The organism is Candidatus Hodgkinia cicadicola (assembly GCF_002774925.1).
Genome location: NZ_NXGO01000143.1, coordinates 19,768 through 38,272 on the forward strand (window position 1 = coordinate 19,768; position 18,505 = coordinate 38,272).

5 protein-coding genes are annotated in these 18,505 nt (G+C 26.6%); 3 read left to right on the plus strand and 2 right to left on the minus strand.

Annotation, left to right across the window (positions count from 1 at the left end; genetic code table 4):
• Positions 1 to 275: 275 nt before the first annotated feature.
• From MAGTDC_RS03780 to MAGTDC_RS03790, 3 genes are all read left to right on the plus strand, one after another.
• On the plus strand, positions 276 to 1,208 hold the full coding sequence (locus MAGTDC_RS03780) for an AAA family ATPase (RefSeq protein WP_192573229.1): 933 nt from the start codon (positions 276 to 278) through the stop codon (positions 1,206 to 1,208).
• A 405-nt stretch (positions 1,209 to 1,613) separates the two neighbouring features.
• Positions 1,614 to 2,564: a cobalamin biosynthesis protein gene (locus MAGTDC_RS03785; RefSeq protein WP_146657110.1), complete on the plus strand. Its 951-nt coding sequence runs from the start codon at positions 1,614 to 1,616 to the stop codon at positions 2,562 to 2,564.
• 3,373 nt (positions 2,565 to 5,937) lie between these two features.
• Positions 5,938 to 6,120, plus strand: a complete 183-nt coding sequence (locus tag MAGTDC_RS03790; protein ID WP_192573230.1) for a hypothetical protein — start codon at positions 5,938 to 5,940, stop codon at positions 6,118 to 6,120.
• A 2,177-nt stretch (positions 6,121 to 8,297) separates the two neighbouring features.
• Here MAGTDC_RS03790 and MAGTDC_RS03795 read toward each other — a convergent pair.
• Positions 8,298 to 9,041, minus strand: coding sequence for a sirohydrochlorin chelatase (locus tag MAGTDC_RS03795; RefSeq protein ID WP_192573231.1), 744 nt, complete (start codon positions 9,039 to 9,041; stop codon positions 8,298 to 8,300).
• A 3,073-nt stretch (positions 9,042 to 12,114) separates the two neighbouring features.
• On the minus strand, positions 12,115 to 13,596 hold the full coding sequence (locus tag MAGTDC_RS03800; RefSeq protein WP_146657113.1) for a GTP-binding protein: 1,482 nt from the start codon (positions 13,594 to 13,596) through the stop codon (positions 12,115 to 12,117).
• Positions 13,597 to 18,505 lie beyond the last annotated feature (4,909 nt).

Here is an 18,505-nt window from a genome sequence, read left to right on the forward strand (position 1 = left end):
ATTAAAACCTTAAAATTAACCACCACATTGATCAATCCCACATTAATTCCAATTGAATATTTAACTACTATACCAAATCAATTACCCTCTTATAAACTTTTACAATAACTATCAGTCAATTAAAACCACTACCAATCTTGTTGTCAAATCCTAAGTTCATTGATCCTATACATTGGTTGTTACATTGGATTTATAATATTCCTATTTCATATTTCATAATATCAACATTTTGTTGTGACATTTTTAAGTAACAAATATCAAAAATGATTAACAGGATGAAATTAAATCACCTTCCAGATATTAAAATCTCGGTTGCAAACGTGTTTAACATAAATCTAAACGCTTACGTACCAGCATTCTCGAAACCAAATGAACTTGTTCCACAAACTCGATTAGGATTTCAATTCGATCGACGAACAACATTGTGTATCTTGGCAGGTTTGGTTTATAACAAACGAGTGTTAATAGTGGGAAAACACGGTACAGGAAAATCTACCCACATTGAACAAGTTTGTAATCGATTGAATTGAGGTTGTATCCGAATAAACATGGATAGTTATCTAACTAGATCACAGCTTATAGGTAAAGAATCACTTACATTCCAACACAGAGGTCCAGTTGTAAAATTTGAGTATGGGTTGTTGCCATGAGCTTTACGAAGACCAATAGTATTGGTGTTAGACGATTATGACGTTTGTAAACCTGAGATTAAGTCTATATTTAATAAGTTATTAGAAACAAACGGAGAAATTAATATCCCAGAAAATGGTAGAGTGATAAAACCCAACGCAAGTTTCAGAATTTTAGCAACAAGTACCACCCTTTATGGTAGTCAGATTGGTACTTTTAGAGAGAATTCAGCCCATCTCGACAGATGAAACATGGTAATAAATGCACCAAAGTTAAGTTCTAACCAAAAATTGAAATTAGTTAAACAGATTATTGGTAAAACAACATGTGAAAACATCTCTGAGAAAATTGTTAAACTGGCGAGAATATTACAACGTTTACAAGATAAGGGTAAGCTCAGTCTTTCGCTTTCTGTTAGAAGTTTGTTGTCATGAGCTGAATTAACCATAATATTAAACAGTATTGGTGAAGCATTTAAATATGCATATCTGAACAAATGTAAGAAATCTGATAAATTATTAATCCATGAAAAGTACACCGAAGTATTTGGTTCACCATGTTGAATAAGATGTAGTTAATATTAGATAATACAAACACTACACCGTTACCAACGTTGTAAGTACAAATTATATCTTAAATTCGGAAAGTTAAACGTATAATCAGATTAAAATTTATTAACTACCATTATTAACATATTTCTTTAATTAATATGTGTTTCATCCTATCTGTTATCAGATTTATAATCCTTATTTAAGGTTAACATATTACAACCTATATTAAAAGCATATATTGAATAAAATCTTTACATTTTAAACGATCATCGGCTTCAATTCTTGGAACAATCCTTCAGAAGTTATTAATTTAATCAAACACCCATGAGATTTATAACTGAACACGACAACGGTATGTCGTAGGATGAATCATTTTATTAAAGGATAATCTGAATAATTTTACTTTGGAATTAAATCGTTTAACATGTTTTAATGAATTATTTGATCGGTAATATTATTTCATTGATAACAGTTTTTGAATGATATAATGTTGGAAAACATATTTGACAAGTAATTAACAACCCGATTACACGATTATCTCAAATTATTTCCTGATTACTTAAAACAAGATCAATGGCAACAAAATGATGTGGTAAACCAGTTTCGTTAATGATGTGTGTTATTGGATGATATCTTGGCGTTTGTCTTCATAATTGATTTAAATGTACACGTTTTGGTTGGATATTAGAATTAATTATAGCATCGATGTTATTGGCTTACAAGAATATGTTTACTCATGTAACTAATATCTTAGATCAACTATATAGTACTGATTTAGAATTATGTAGATATAAACTATCTTCGGTTGTTAGTAAAACGGTCAGAGATCTTGATGAGTATGGTATATGTAATTCCTTGTTGTTGTCATTAACAGAAAACTTTAGTGATGGCATTTTGTTACCTGTATTCTATTATTTAATTGCAGGTCTTCCCGGGTTATTATTGTATAAAACATCGGATTTAGTTGATTCAATGTTTGGTAATTTTAAAACATCTAACAACACCTTATCTTTAAATATATGCAGAATGGACAGTATTATGGTGGCATTTCCATGTTTTGTGTTAATCTTTATATCAAATTTAATCAAATTAGCTAAGAATAATAATATCAACATGTTTGATCTATTAAATCCACAAAAATGAAGTATACATTGCTTGGTTCTTAAAATTATGTCATGGTTAGATGTTAAGCTCAAAACTGGTGGTAACTATGGTAAATTTTATGTGATTGGTAAACAATTCAATAGTAATGGTCATTTGCCGAATGTCATTGACATTATTAGATTAAAAACAATACTCTGTGTGTTTGTAATGGTGTTAATGGTAACTACGATGATAATAAAACAGACATGTTTTGAGTGTTCAAATCAAGTATTAATATAAAATTTAATTAAATCACAACAAAGTTATAACAAACGTTAATGTTATAGAAATCAACAGATTACACCGATATCATTTACTAATTTACGTTGTTATAAAGGTATTAACTTTAAATTGTACTAGAATCATCTTCTCCGAACGATCAATAAGTATATTATGTAAATCGTGTTATGTTTGACATTAAACTTTCAAAATCTAAGACACAAACCAAATCTATCATGGTTAATCTATTTCAACTATATAGATCTGCATCATCGTTTGGTTTTTATACTATAGATAAACTGATTAATCATAATTACAACATTTGGTTGACAACTTGTCCAATTGTTTCAAACGAATAACTACTAAACGATAACATATGTTTAATCAAGTTTTTGGTAATACCTTGAAGATTTAAGTTAATTAAATAACAACCGATATCATAACTTTATTAAAATTATTATAAACGTTATACCAATGATTTACTTAGATATTATTCATTAGCCAACATTGAGATTTGTCATATCATTAATACATCAAATATATTCATATGACATTGATGAATTTAATATATCTTATATGAATAAAATGAATCTATCAAGAACCATATCGTTAACACAATGATCTAATTACAATAAATCCATTTATATCTGAATCAAACATTTGTTAACGGACCAAAATCCACCAATGTTGTAAACTTGTTACAAAAACAACACCCATTTTGTTCAACATATTTATTGAGATTATTAAACAAACATCCAAGGATATTAATACTTACAACGTTTGAAGCGATGTGGGACCAAACACAGATTAATCAATCATATCAACCATATTTTGATCAAACGTTTAATACATATTTCTTAGTAAAATATATAACACAGATATGACATAAAGACTTCTTCACTCTTAGTGGTAGTTTACCATATTATTATAATAAGTGATGATTAAATAATCGGACTTAACAAATTCAACGAAAAAACATACTTACTAATCAACTAACAAATTATTAAGTAATATAAATCTCTAATTATACGTTAAACAATTAAGACTAATAATAGTTCAATCTGAATAGTAAGGGTCTTATTAATTTCCAATAATATTTAGTAAATAATACTATAAATCTAAACAAGCTGATATAATTACTTGAATTAAATATTGGTAACAATCTGTTCAATCAAATCAACGAACTTCTTAATTATTAACTTAATTTCTAAGCTTTTCAAAACAAAGATGTACATTAATTTAACCGCTACTAGTTTAATATCTTTTATTTAAAATGTAATAGTAAACAATTAAAACGTTGGTTTAGATGAACCAAACAGTACCTAAGTTATGACTTCATCGGTTGTCTTTGTTGCCATTAATATTAATACTTTAATCACAAAAAACATCATTAATTACGTTGTTTAGTATACCTTTTTTCATAACAACACACCAATGATAGTATTCCAACTCAGCAACATTTATCATTATTCAAATTCCCAATTAATTTAACCAATTATTGTTAAATCGTTTGTCATTTAAAGTTATACCCATTTGATAATAAGATTTGGTTAATCGATTAGTAGAGGAAATAATCGATTTAGTTCAAATCCAAACATTTGTAATTACTATTCGTTCGATGTTTAGATTCAATAATAATAAACTTACATCTATCGTTAACAAGCCGTTATTTGATTATCATACTTCCATGAACAATTCAAGCATATTATTAATACAAAGTCAACATTATGATGGTATAAAACCATTGATTGTAAACGAGTTGTCTAAATAACTAATTTTAATTAATATAAACAACGAAATTAATATTATCTAAGGTTGTGTTGTGTTTATGTGAGTATATAAGATAATATTATAATTAATAATCCGTTTAATATCTTAGATCATACAATGTTAACAAAATTCTAACAAACGATGTCTAAAATAGGGTGTTATAGCAATAGATTTAGAATCAAAATTGTTAACACGGTTGTTTTAGTTAATTAATAAACTGTGTACTTTATAAACCAACGGTTAACATCCAGATTAAGTATAAACTCAAATATATTACTTCAATATTATTCGGTTACATTTACTACATCTTATTCAATGCCAGCTACTACATTAATAGAAGTTTTATATACAATCTACAGATAATAGATTTTAGTTCTGATTTATGATTAAAGTTCATGGATTATTAAGGATTGAAACACCTTACCAGTCCAATAAACACATCGTAATGAACATCTTTGTTTAATATTTAGGATTATAAGCGATCAAAGCCAAGATAAGATGGACATAAAACTTAGAGTTTAGATATTAATAAGATTAAACTTAGTAGGAATCTGTTTAAGATATAGATTAAACACCATAATGTTTAGCAATTTCCATAACAATTATAAAGTAAAATTATATATAAATGTTAAACCTATTAGTTATCATCAATGAATAAATCTGGTTATTAAATCAAACGGTTCTCATTCTGTCGGATGTTTGATCCTTCGTTTTTATGACCAACGCCAACATATAAAAATCATTTATAACTACCAATACTCGTTGTGTTTAAAAATCCATATAAATAATGGTTATAACAATTTGTTTATTTCAAGGAATTAAGGTGAATCGGATCAATGAATTTAATTAATATTATATCGGATATTTAAATAAACAGATCTAATAAAGGTTTAAACATATTTCATGATAACGATTATGAAGATTTTAAAAGAATATTTACTTAAGTTAACAAAATCCAGGTAAATTTCTGACCTGATTAATTAAAGATATAAATTTATTGAGATGTTGATATTAATAGCATAATTCTATTGAAAAATTTGAACAACGTTGTGACTTCTTGTTATTGTTAGTAATAATCGTTTTGTTATTAAATTTTGTGTTGTATTCACTTCTCAAGAAGAACTGTTTATCATTAATTGAACACCACATAGATATCAAATTTCCACATCGTTTGATCCTGTTATTAAAGCATTAACCACATATCTGTTTCATCATCAGATAAATACCATTCAACTATTTCATGTGTATTAACCTGTTAGCAGTTGTTTGATTTATACCCAACATGTTGTTCTAACATATATCAGGTGTTTGGTAACAATTCGATTATGTTTATAAACGAGCCAACCACCAACATAACGTTTGCCTAAAACAAGTTGAAGATGATAAAACTGTATGAAATTAGGTTAACAATCCAGTTTATAGACATATTGCATATGCAACATTGACCAAATGTTGTTTGTTTTGATTAATTTAGAATAATATGTTATCGAATAGTGATAATGTAATGTTTTAAAGTTAAATATTTATAATAAAGTTCTGATGTAGTTCTGTGTTAGTTCGGCTTGTTATAACATTTGTGAATAATATTTAGGTCTATTTGTTTGAGATCATAAAACCGATAGATGTGTTTAATTATGTAATTACAAGTAATATTTATCAAAGATATCAGATAGGATTAAGACAAGGATGGAGAGAAATTTATTCAATGGTAACAACAGAGATATTGGATAGCAACGAGTATGCGTTTGGTAGTAGTTTTGTTGTTATTGAAACTGACAGATGTTTTTGTATTGAAGAAATTAATTAATACTTATTCATAGGTTTGAATTTTAATGATTGAAGGTTTATGTATTGAAATGTTAAAAAAGATGATAAATGGTACTTCGAAGTATGACCGACATTAGACAATCGGATTAAAGATTTGATTAAACATTAGTATTTATAAGTGTTATATAATCTCATCAAGTATTAGTATAATTATTGGAATTTTATTCTACGAAATGTAATATTTACCGATAACTTCATGGACGTTGTTAATAATTCGATGATTATTTGATGTGGTATATTAAGTATATTTTAATAAAATCCTGAAGATTGAAAGGTGTTTATTGATCAAAGTTGACGGTATAACCCATTTCGTGGTTTGTTATGGTAATTAAAATATATTATAAATTTAATGAAGAATTACATCGACAACTACCTTTAAATATTTTGAAAGACTTTAAATTTGTTATCAATATACATGAACTTGTTGTTTAGTCGTTAATCTTAGATCAGATTAGTAAAACATGTATAAATTGATATGAACCAACATCCGAGGTCTGGAAATGTGTTAGATTAATCGTAATTTGATATTCTGATAGTTGATTTAAAACAAGTGTTCTTTAATAAAGGAACGGGGTCTTATGACATATTATTTGAATTAAAACCACATCTAAAATTTCTAGTATGTTAAAAGAATACGTATACAAAATCCGTAAGAAATAGAACCGTACTAAGTTTTGTAATCGAAAACATCTTTATAAACTAAAACTTATTTTAATGAGTAAATTTTAAATGAGAATGGATTGTTGTTGGTCGTTGTTTGATAACGTGTTGGCTGTTTTAATATTTAATGTTAAATCTTTAATAAATTCATAATTGAATAAAACAATACTGATTTAAACGGTTTAATCCTCAAGAAATTTGATTTTAGAATATAATTTAATTCGTATAACATATACTTTCGATTTAAAACAACAATTAGTATAATAAAACCTTCAACTTCTATTTGTAAAGTTCCATCATCATAATAATACTTGATTGTATTGAATGAACATTTGGAAGAGATTAAAATGTGATCTGTTTATGTTAATAATATAGAAATTAATATGTGATTTAATAAGATTCGATATTTATGTTTGTTCAACCGTATAAATCGCGGTTATTCCATGGACGTTGTTACAACAAAGTAGGGAGTTTAGTTATAATTGTTTAGTATTTAAAATAATATATTATCAAACACTGGTTATGTAGGTTAACGAATATGGATTTTAATTAATCTTATTTGGTAATAATAGTTTGATTAGGTATATGCTTAACGATTAATGTGTTGAATTTAAGATTTTGTTGGTAGTTATTAGAATGTTGATGATGTTTATTAATTTAACATGAAGAGATTCAGTTCTGATTTGATTGAATAATTATATCATTGATTGGTTATAACTATATCTTAGAATTCTATAACGAAGACATAAGTACATTACGGAACCAATAAAGCTACATGTTATTATCGGTTGTTGTAAATAATTCTGATTCAATCGAACAAACATATGTATAAATTGTGTTTAATTGCGGTTATGTATAGACATGAAGTCATCAGCAGAATTTATTTCAATTTAATAAGTAGTTGTTGTTTCGTTTAAAAAATGTAGGACATAACTGATACTTTGTTGATATTTTAAGTTATTTATTATATAAATTATAGAGAAATATTATAGAGTTTATTGATGTTGTCTTGAACCCGAATTAACAACTCATTAGTATAGTAAGAAACTGATTAGAGAGTTATGACTTAATTATATGTGTTCTAATAATAATTGTGGTTAACCGTTGTTTTTAAGCTAACGTTTTATTCGATTACCTAAGTTGGTTTAATTTAAATCTATTAGTTCAGATAACAATAAAAGATCGATTGTAAGTGTTGTTATTGTTCGTATATAGTTTTACTAACAAAATATCACTAGAAATAATACGTTAAATGAAAGGATGAAGTTTATGTTAATCAGATTATGTTCAATTTTGTTAACAATATAATGTTAATACTATCCAAGTTGGATGTTGTTTTTTCGAATAGTACTTGAGTCATTTGGATTTTTGTAAATCTATAGATCATTTACCCATGTTTATTCAACATCTTTGTTGTATATATATATATTACTTCGATCAGAGGTTTTTGATTATGTTAGATACACTTTAAACAAAGATTGGAGCCGTTCAATATTATTATGTTGAAGATAAAAATCTATGTTTACATAGAACACAATTGTTGAGATTATAATCGTTGAATAAATTCCTAATTCTTTTAAAGAATATTAACACTGATTGAACATGGCTGAAAATATAACCAGTTATTATACAGGATTTAAAGTTCTTATTCAATTTGTTGTATAAATCCCCACTGAATAATAATAACGGAATTACAACAACATTTGAAGGTGTTTTAGTTGTTTGAAGGTATTTTAATAAAGGAAACGTTATACCAATGAAACCAACTTCACATCAGCCGAATCCCATCCCTTCTCATAGTATTCTATTTATTAAATAAACCTGTGAATTTGAATGAACATCGCTACTACCTCTACTCGCTAGAACAAGAATGTTTGAACTTGATCCAAAATTTCTATTGATTATACAACGGTTAAAAAACTTACAAATCAGTTTAACGTTTAGTAAATCCGAACAAGGGTTTGTGATTAATATAACGAGCTTCGTTTTTAACTTAGATTGAAGAAAATTACATATTAAACAGACATCATATTTTACATGTTTTGAATTAAATAACATCATTGGAACTATTATGTTTATATCAAATCTAAAATCAAATCTATCTGTTAACTGAACCTTTCCAAACTCTAATAACCAAAATCCAGTTCCAATAAAAGGATGTAACGTTTTAAACAAGTCAACTATATACATAAATTCTGCCGTTGTTCCTATTTTATAACTTCCATGACCTAAGAAAAACAAGTATGTTTTATCCCTTTGACCGTTGGTGTTATTTATCAAAACGTTTAAATCCTGTATGTTTTGTTTTGATTTGTTCAATCCTTCAATTTGTTGTTAGTGGTAATAACTGTGTTTAGTATACTAATTGATCTATTTAAAAGTCGGTGTTATATAACTGGATGGTTATAAGTTTAATTCTTAATATTATTATAAACATATTACCCGTTGGTATATACGTTTTAACTCCTAAACAATTACATTCAGAAATTTCATTCACTATGGGTTTACTACAATTACTTTAACATCGGTGGTATTCATTGAACCAATTACATATTTGTATTTGTTTTTAATAAACTATATGATATTATTATTCTTATTCTACCATCTGTGTTGTGGTTTATTGTTTTATTCATAAGTTTTAACAACCGGATTAGTGTTTATAATCGTGAATGGTTTCCTGAATGGTTTAATTGTTATACATGTTTGGAATCTGATCGGAACGTTATGCTGACTGTAATCGAATAGCTATTAATAGACATTGAAGTTGGAGTTTTATATTACTAACGATTATTAAGTTTTCTCTATCTGTTGTTGTTTACTTAAATTAACAGGTATTATGTTTATAAATTAAACATCGTATGATGTTGTAACCGAATACTTGTTTAACTAACTACTGAATTAATAAAATTTGATTAATGTCATTTGGTTCCATTTGTTTTAATAGCTCAGTGTTGCAACAGGATTAACAATAATAGCTTGAATTATGTTATGTCTAAGGTATAAATCAAAATTCTGGTATCTTATTTCTATGGTTTTTGATAACAAGAGACTACTAATCTCTTAAATTGAAATACCTTGAAATTATGTTCAATTGATATAAAAAGGATTAAAAGAAGTGGTTATAGATTTTTTTAGATACTTGTTTCGTTTAATAGTTTACATCCAAACGTTTGGTTGATGTTTTTATCTGATCTTTTTAAATACATCCGATCTTTTGGTTCGTTGTTATTTTGTTAGTTAAATTACATGTTTAAAATTTGTTCCATGATTCATAATAAATGTTCATATTAAATACATTACTCATTTATTAGTTTAGATAACATCGGGTTGTTGTTATTCGTATGTTTTCAATGAGTGTTGTTCTTAGATAATGATGTTATGGATAAATTCAGTTAAAATATTTGTTGGTTTTATAGTGTAAATAGATCTTGAATAGTTATAACTTAAATATTAACAACATTAATGCTTAAATTAAGATAAATCTAATTAGGTGGCTATATCTTCTTTTAAAAAGACCCAAACGTTTCATAAGATTCTTATTACTATTCAGCTTGATATTAGGTTTATAAACGTTTGTCGAACTTGTTATAATCGGTAATGTTTTGATTTATATTAATGTTTAAATAATATTTAATTTTGATATAACTAATATATATAATTAACAGAGCCAAATATGGACAACGTAGTTAACTATGGAAGTTGTGTTGGTTTCATGGATGAAGGTTGTGGCATTAACTGATTTAATCAGATGTTTAATATAATTTATAATTCCCATTATTTTACCATGATGTTAATAAATATGTATTAAAACGTATTATTTACTTCAATTAATTTATAAAGTTTCTATAAAAAGATGTACTAATTATAAGATTTGTTTAAAATTATCCATGATTGGTCATGAACAAAAAGCTGTTTTAAGATCATTACATAGTTGATAAAGATCTGTTAATAAGTGAACTTCCCGATGTCAACTCGGTTTGGAACAACACAGGTCATCGAATGATGAGTTTTATAAGATTCGATATAAAGTTATTAAAAACATGTTGAATTAACTCCGAGATTGGATAAGTGTGTTGTTATCGGAATTCAATTTCGTTGCAGTTCTTGTACTAATAAGTTAGTTATTGATAATAAGGATTTCTTAGTTATTATAATAATTTGTTTATAATTACAAAAACCTAAGATTAACAACAACATGTCAATATAGATGTTCAAAAGTTTCAACATTCGGAAGTATTTTTAAATTGAATCCAATGTGTATTTAGATTAAATGTAATTTCATTTATCCCACTATGTTCGATCACGTTTCCAGAATGAAGTTTTACTATGGTTGGTTTTAAAACATAATACAAATAAGTGATACATTTGATTCGATATTTAATAACATTTTAAATCTAAAATTAGTTCCATCATGATGGTTTAATAACCTCTGTTAATCGTTGAGCTTGAATATTTATAAAGTTTACAACGTTTTTGATCAACGTTGGTAGTTTATTGTTAACAAAATCCAGACCCCCAAGATGGCTAATCCAATGAACCATAACATTCTTGTTGCATTTTATCCTTATCCCATTGATATTAGTTATTATCATGGTTAAATTAATACCAACATCTTGTTGTTAGAATTTCTATTAATAGATGTTTAGAATAATATTTACAACACAATTATCATGATTTGTAGATAATAGAATATACATTTAATAATATTGTTATGATGGTTGTAATTACCTCGATTGTTCGCATAACACGATTAAATTCAAGCAATTCGTATACTTGTTTTCGGTATAAACAAACGAGATTACAAAACTTGGTACATGGATCTTGTAAATGTATTAATATTACTCAGAATTAGACATTATAAATGATGTATTTGAAACTAAATTCATAATTGCTGTTAATCATAAAGTATTTTTGATAAGTATTAATTGATTTGTTTTGATAGATTTATTTCCATCATCCATTTTAACTAACTTCTATAAAGATCGGTAATATTCAATCACATGGTCTGTCCGATATAATCGCTACAATGTTGTCCCGTTTTATTTAGTACTTTTTGTTGTTTAAATATCCCCGATCTTGAATTGGGATGTTGTACTTCTATAATTAGGATCGGCTTGTTAATAATCTCTGAAATCAATACTTTTATTAATCCATATTATGGTAACAACGATTGGTGTCCGATCTCCTTTTTATAAATTGAATCACTATGTCTTAATATTGTTAAAATGTTGTTATTTATTAAAATGGTAATCCATAAACGGTGATCTTATAATAATATGTGGAATAATCGGTGTGGATAATGATAACCAAAATGTTATAATATTTGGTATGCTAATTTATCATTCAATTTAATATCTTTTTTCTCATGAATAACAAATCCAAATAGTTGATTGACTTCACTAAAAAGTTTAACTGTTGAACAAAACCGTTTTAATGTTTTAATTCGAATCGTAAATAGCAGTTGTTCTTGACGAATAATTACAAGCCGTTGATCAACAAAAACCTCACCATAAACCAACTTAGCACCATAAATTGTATCTCATTTTGATTGAAATATCTTTTCAACTTGAGCAACTGTCTGTACCATCTGCCGTCTTGTTATTAAATCTCTTAACCATTCTACAAGTTCATATATTAATTCCGAGCTCAATATAATAACATTTGATTGTTTGGCAATACGTTTGACATTAGTTATTACTTTAACATTAAATGCTATTAAAACTGACTTTGTTGCTAACGCAAGAGAAACGTTTGCTAGACTGATATGACCGATACCTGTTCAAATAGGTGTTAATTTCAATTCATTAGTCAAATGTATAATTCCGTTAAGACTAGAAAACGAATCAGCTTTAATTATTACATTGGTCTTTTTAATTAAACAACCATTTTGTTGGGAAAAAGCAACGTTTGACCGTTTAATCTTCATTAAACCATATTGATTACTATTAATATATTGACCTGGTTGAATATTAATCGGTAACCCAATTAGTTCGGTTGTACAAACTGCTGTAACAAATTGGATATCACGTTCGAAATAAATACTAAAAGCATTGGTTCCAAACGTTACAACTTGTCCACATTTTAATATTCCCTGAGAAACTAATACATTAACAATTGGTCTTAATCCTTTAGTTAACTTGACATCTATAACTATACCAATAGACGATGAACTTATGTTACTTTTTAATCTAAGTTTATCTATCATTGAACATAATACATCCAACAATTGCTTGATGTTTTCATTTGATTTGGCTGAAACTTGAACTTCAATAGCATTACCACCAGTTATTTCAGGAACTATTCCAACTTTGGTTAATTCAAGTCTTGTTTTTATAGTATTCTCTTCTGTTTTCGATGGTTTACAATCAAGTTTATTATATACTATTAAAACGGGTAAACCAAGTTGATTAATTTGTTTTGCACTTTCAATTGTTTGGGTTCTTGGTCCTTCCTGAAGTGATACAACCAGCATCGATATATTAGAAACATGTAAACAATTCAAACGTACTTCACTAAACAGGGAATGTCCGGGTGTATCTATAAATGTCAATCTCGTTCCTTTATGTTTGAATGTACTTACTCTAATTCGTTGGGTAATAAAACCTGATTCATAAGATGTCATTTTCTTATAAGTTATACTATCTATCAAACTAGTTTTACCATGATCAATATGACCCAAAACACATATAATTGCTGAACTCGGAACAAAATCATAACCACATTCTTCCTCAAACGTTGTTACCAACCTCACATGTTGTTTAATAACAAGATGATCAATCCAATTAATCCCATACATCACCTTGTCAAGATGTTGTCTTATTTACAGTAAATCAACTCAACATTTTGTTAGTGCTGTTAACATCTTACTTTCTATCCTTTGAATTATTTCCACTATCAGATTAATAATTATTTCACTCATACTAATGTCAATCATTCCAGTAAAGAATTACTTACATCGTACAGATGATAAACCGGTTGTATCCATATTAGTAGGTTAAGATATAAACGTTTTGTTTGAATTAATACGTATTCAAATTACATAATATTATTAAATGTTTAATTGAATTATTCTAAAGTAATTAAGGGAAACGTATCAACCATTGTTGAATCTTTTATATCTGTTGTTTCTTGGTTCTTGATCTTAGATAATAACGTTGGTTATGGCTTTTGTTAATTCTTGATTAGTCATTGTTGGCAACTATGAGAACTTGTTGTTTGTGTATGCAACCTTGGTACAATCAATTATCTGTTCGATGATGACTAGTGTTCGGCTTGTTTGAACGTTTGAATGGAACATGTTTATATCGTTGATAGTTTGTTATTAGAATATTTAGTGAAGTTAAAACAGTTGATATTTTACAACATTTACGGTCAAAACCCACATAAACTTTAACATAACCTTTGTGTAGGTTTTATAATTCAGGTTTAATTTATACTGTTTATAAAGCTGTTGAATACTTTCAATAAATGTTTAACGAGAATACCAAAATCCATGATTGATAACATAAAAATCTGTAAAGATCTATACCTTAAGGGTAATAGTATTTTCATAGTATTAACATGTTTGTTAAATTCTTATATTAAATATTTTTCGTATAAGTGATATACTATCGGGATGTTAGTCTTTAATTTAATTATATGGAAATACAACGTTCTGATAATCTTCTTTGATAAACCAAGAATATGGGGTATTAATAACAACACCAAAATCTAGTCATAATTACTAAACAAATTTTGTAATTTATATAAGTGCTATTGTCAGTTTAAATTATACCTGTAATTATTTGTATGTTTTAATGTGATACGACCAAATACAACGTTGTTATTTAAAACAATTTGTTATCCCTTTTTTAAGTAAATATACTAGATTTATATTATTATTTTAGAGTAAATGTTGGTATAAATTTTGTTGTTTGTCATGTTTAATTAGGAATTATTGTTAAATATTAAGACTTGATAGAAATGAATACCATGTTGTATTTGGAATTAGTTATTAATAAACCGATATAACGTTAACATCGGGATCTCTAAATAATACTTAATTCTGTGGCTATGGTAATTATAATAGGTATTACTTTTGTTGTTAAATTTCTTGGTAATTATCTACATTTCAACAAAGTAACAATTAGTTTAAGCCATTTTCTTAGTTAGATATTATTTCGATAGTGTTTACGGTTTATGTGTTTGTTTGTTAGCAACCGAATCGATGTTCATTTAAAGGTATTAAATTGTCATGGTACTTTGGTAAGTAAATTTATTTATTGGATAGATTTTAATAATGTTCATGGTCGTTGTTTATAATCGATATGAAGACTCAAACAGGATTAAGTTAAACAAAATGTTAACAACATGTTGGCCTATTTATAATGAGTTAGAGATTCGTTGCTTGTGTTAAATTCGACAACTCGATGTTGACATGTTTATATCACCGACAATGTTAATGGAGGTTGGTTTTAATCACCAGTATTGATTAACTATTTTTTAAAATGAATTTATATGTTTATAACTGATCATCAATAGAGATTTCGATTAAATAATCAAACAATTTTTAACATTCAATGGTAATAATATTAATTAAATCTATGATAAAAAAGCCAACATACCAAACGTTCGATGTTGTTAGTACTGGATGTTTTTAATGTTTTATAATTAAGATATTTATGTATTCTTTAAGATATTAAGCATAATCGGTATGTAGGTTGATGTTGGTTTTGGTTTTATTAGTTGTTGTGTGTTTGGTTAAAGTATAAATACAATTGATGAAGTTTATGTTCTATCGTAAATGTATTAAATTAATCGCAACAAAATGACCATATTGACAACATTTGTGTTATTCACTTGAATTTTGGATATAAATTTATAGTTTATATTTACAGCTTTAATAAAGTTTTAATAGCATTAATATCGGAGGTTGTTATAAATATCTAGAATAGGAATTCATTTAACAGGAAATGTATTGTAATATCAGTTTTCCGATGATATGAGACGGATTGTTGGTTGGCAACCACATACATTTATCTTGAGTTATATTTGGTGTTTTTAATGTTAATATAAATTGATTTAAGAATAATCTGAGATAAAAATCTGATGAATATTGGTTTAAGAGGATGTTGAGTTTTGTTATAAAATATGTAATTAAGTCACATCGTGGTTATTATTTAGGAGTTATTATAGATAAGTTGAAATAATAAATCAATTGGAATTCACTTCAAATCTTTCATGGACTTAATATAATTGTTATCGTTAACCACATTGAATTAATATTTAACTTTGATTAATTTAATTAATTCTATTATATTAACGGATAATAAGTAATAAACGTTGATTCTAAGTTAATAACACTTGCTATTGAGTAATATACTACAATTTTGTTTAATAATCCTGAATATTTAAAATAAGTTTAATCTGTTTTATACTAAATTCTATGAAATTATCCTGCCATGTTGTTAGGAATTAGCTGGTTTAAAATTAACAGGAAATGATAAACATGTTGATGTTGGTTTGAATAAACAGTTTAAATTATAAATGTTTGGATGTTTAATATCTGATTATCCAATGTTTAACAGATTATTTTCTAATGAATAATTAAACATTAACTGTTGATTATTAATATATAATTAGAAAAAACGAATATGATGTTGGTACAGTACAAATATATCTTAATAAATAATAAGAAAACAAATGATTAAATGTTTTGGGGGTTAGAAGATAATATTTACTGTGGATTGAGCAATAACTGTTACCGAACTCTAACAATGTTGATTTTATATTGATTTGTGAGTATATTTTATCCATTTATTATATTAAAGAAGAAACAATAACGGTTTTATCACTTGTTTGTTTGTTTTACGTATCTGATTATCATGGATAACTATCAATGGTCTGTTTAATTCGTTTGATTGTTTTATCGATGAATATTGATTTTAATTGGTTGTCTTAATTCTAATTTAAACTCATTTCTTCGAGTAAAAAGTAACATAACAGATCTATTAATAAATCAATTTTCTGTTGTATGTTTAATAACGTTAACATTTATAATTAATTGAACAATTTAATTGGGATAAGTTTATATAAATTTTTGAAAGTATTAATAGTAGTTAAAATTAGTGTACAAATATCTGCAGTTAATTGAACAACAAAGTTAATTGAAAATATATAAATTTTAGGTAAATTGATAGGTAAATAATTATATGTTGTATTAATTAGGATATGTGTTGGTATTCTATGTTGGTAGTGTTTAGATTTAATGGTGTCTTGGCAACATGGATTTAGGTGGAATATGGGTGTTGGACATAGAACAATTGGATAGAGTGGTTTAATAGATTAAATTTGTATTTAATGGATAGAATGATTGATTTTGTTGTTAGAATGTATTAAATATGATAGGAGTTTATGTTTAGTTCTTATGGGAATAGGGTTATAATAATATGCTGTTAATTTGGTAGTTAAATTAAGAGATGTGTTTAATAGAAAGTAGAATTATTACTCTATTAGGTAAAGATTAGTATAGAAACAAAACAGGTATGGATGTATTGGAGGTAATGGTTATTATAGGGAGGGGTCTTTGATTACAAAGGGTAGGAGATGGTTGATTATAACTTAATATGGAGAATAAAACATGGATGAATGAACATGAAATAATTAGATAACCATAGAGCATTATTGACTTGAACTAAGTTGTAGCTTAGACTTATTTTAAAAAGGGAACAAAGAATACATCGGTTAAGATGTTGTTGGGTGTTGTTTAACTAATGGATGTTGTGTTTATAGTTAAAATCAAGGAAAACCAATGATGAAATAGTATATAAGTTTTAGTAAGTTAATTCAATTTGTTGTCAAGGAGATAAGTTTATAATTTAGTTGTTACTTTGTTTGAAGTGGTGTTTGGTATGTGATAAGCGAGTGATTGGATTAGGAATTCATGAGTGTGTTAATTGTTTTGGATAATATGGGATATGTAGTGGGTATTATGTTGGTTTGTTGTTAATTGAGATGTAGATTTAGAATTCTTTGTTTGAAGTTACTTGGTTTATATTGATTAATATTTAGGATACAATGGTTATATTTGAACTGAATTAATTCTTTACCTATCAACACAATGTTGGAGATATTAGATTCGTATTATGATTAATTTATGAGAATAACAATTAATATGTCGTGATGTAATACAAATTACGTTGGATCCATCTATAGTTTATAATGTTATCTGTGATCGAAGATGTGGATGTGTTATTAGCAATTAGTAATGGGAGTATATGTTGGGAGGTTGGTCGTTTGGCCTATGTGTTTTAGAGATAACCAGACATGGTAATAATGTTAATAGTGTGTTTAATTTGTTAATCTCATGTACGATTGATAGAGGTTATAAATCAAGGAACAACAGGTATACTCATTGTTATTAGATATTTGTAGGTATGTTGGTTGTGTTTTGTAATAGATGGATTAGATAGGGATTTGAGTTAATTTACATGTATAGATCTTGGTTTTATGAAATATATAGTTAGTTAGTAGCTAAAGGGAATAAATGGAAATAATGTGGATGATTGGACATAAATCTTAAGTTTGGACAGGTTATGGGTTGTTTTGGACGATTTAACACATTGTAGATTTTATTAACAAATATCATTTATTATCGTTGAGGTATTTAGTTGTTTCGGTTAAAGATGTGTTAATATATAGATAATAGAACAACGTTGTCCGTTTTA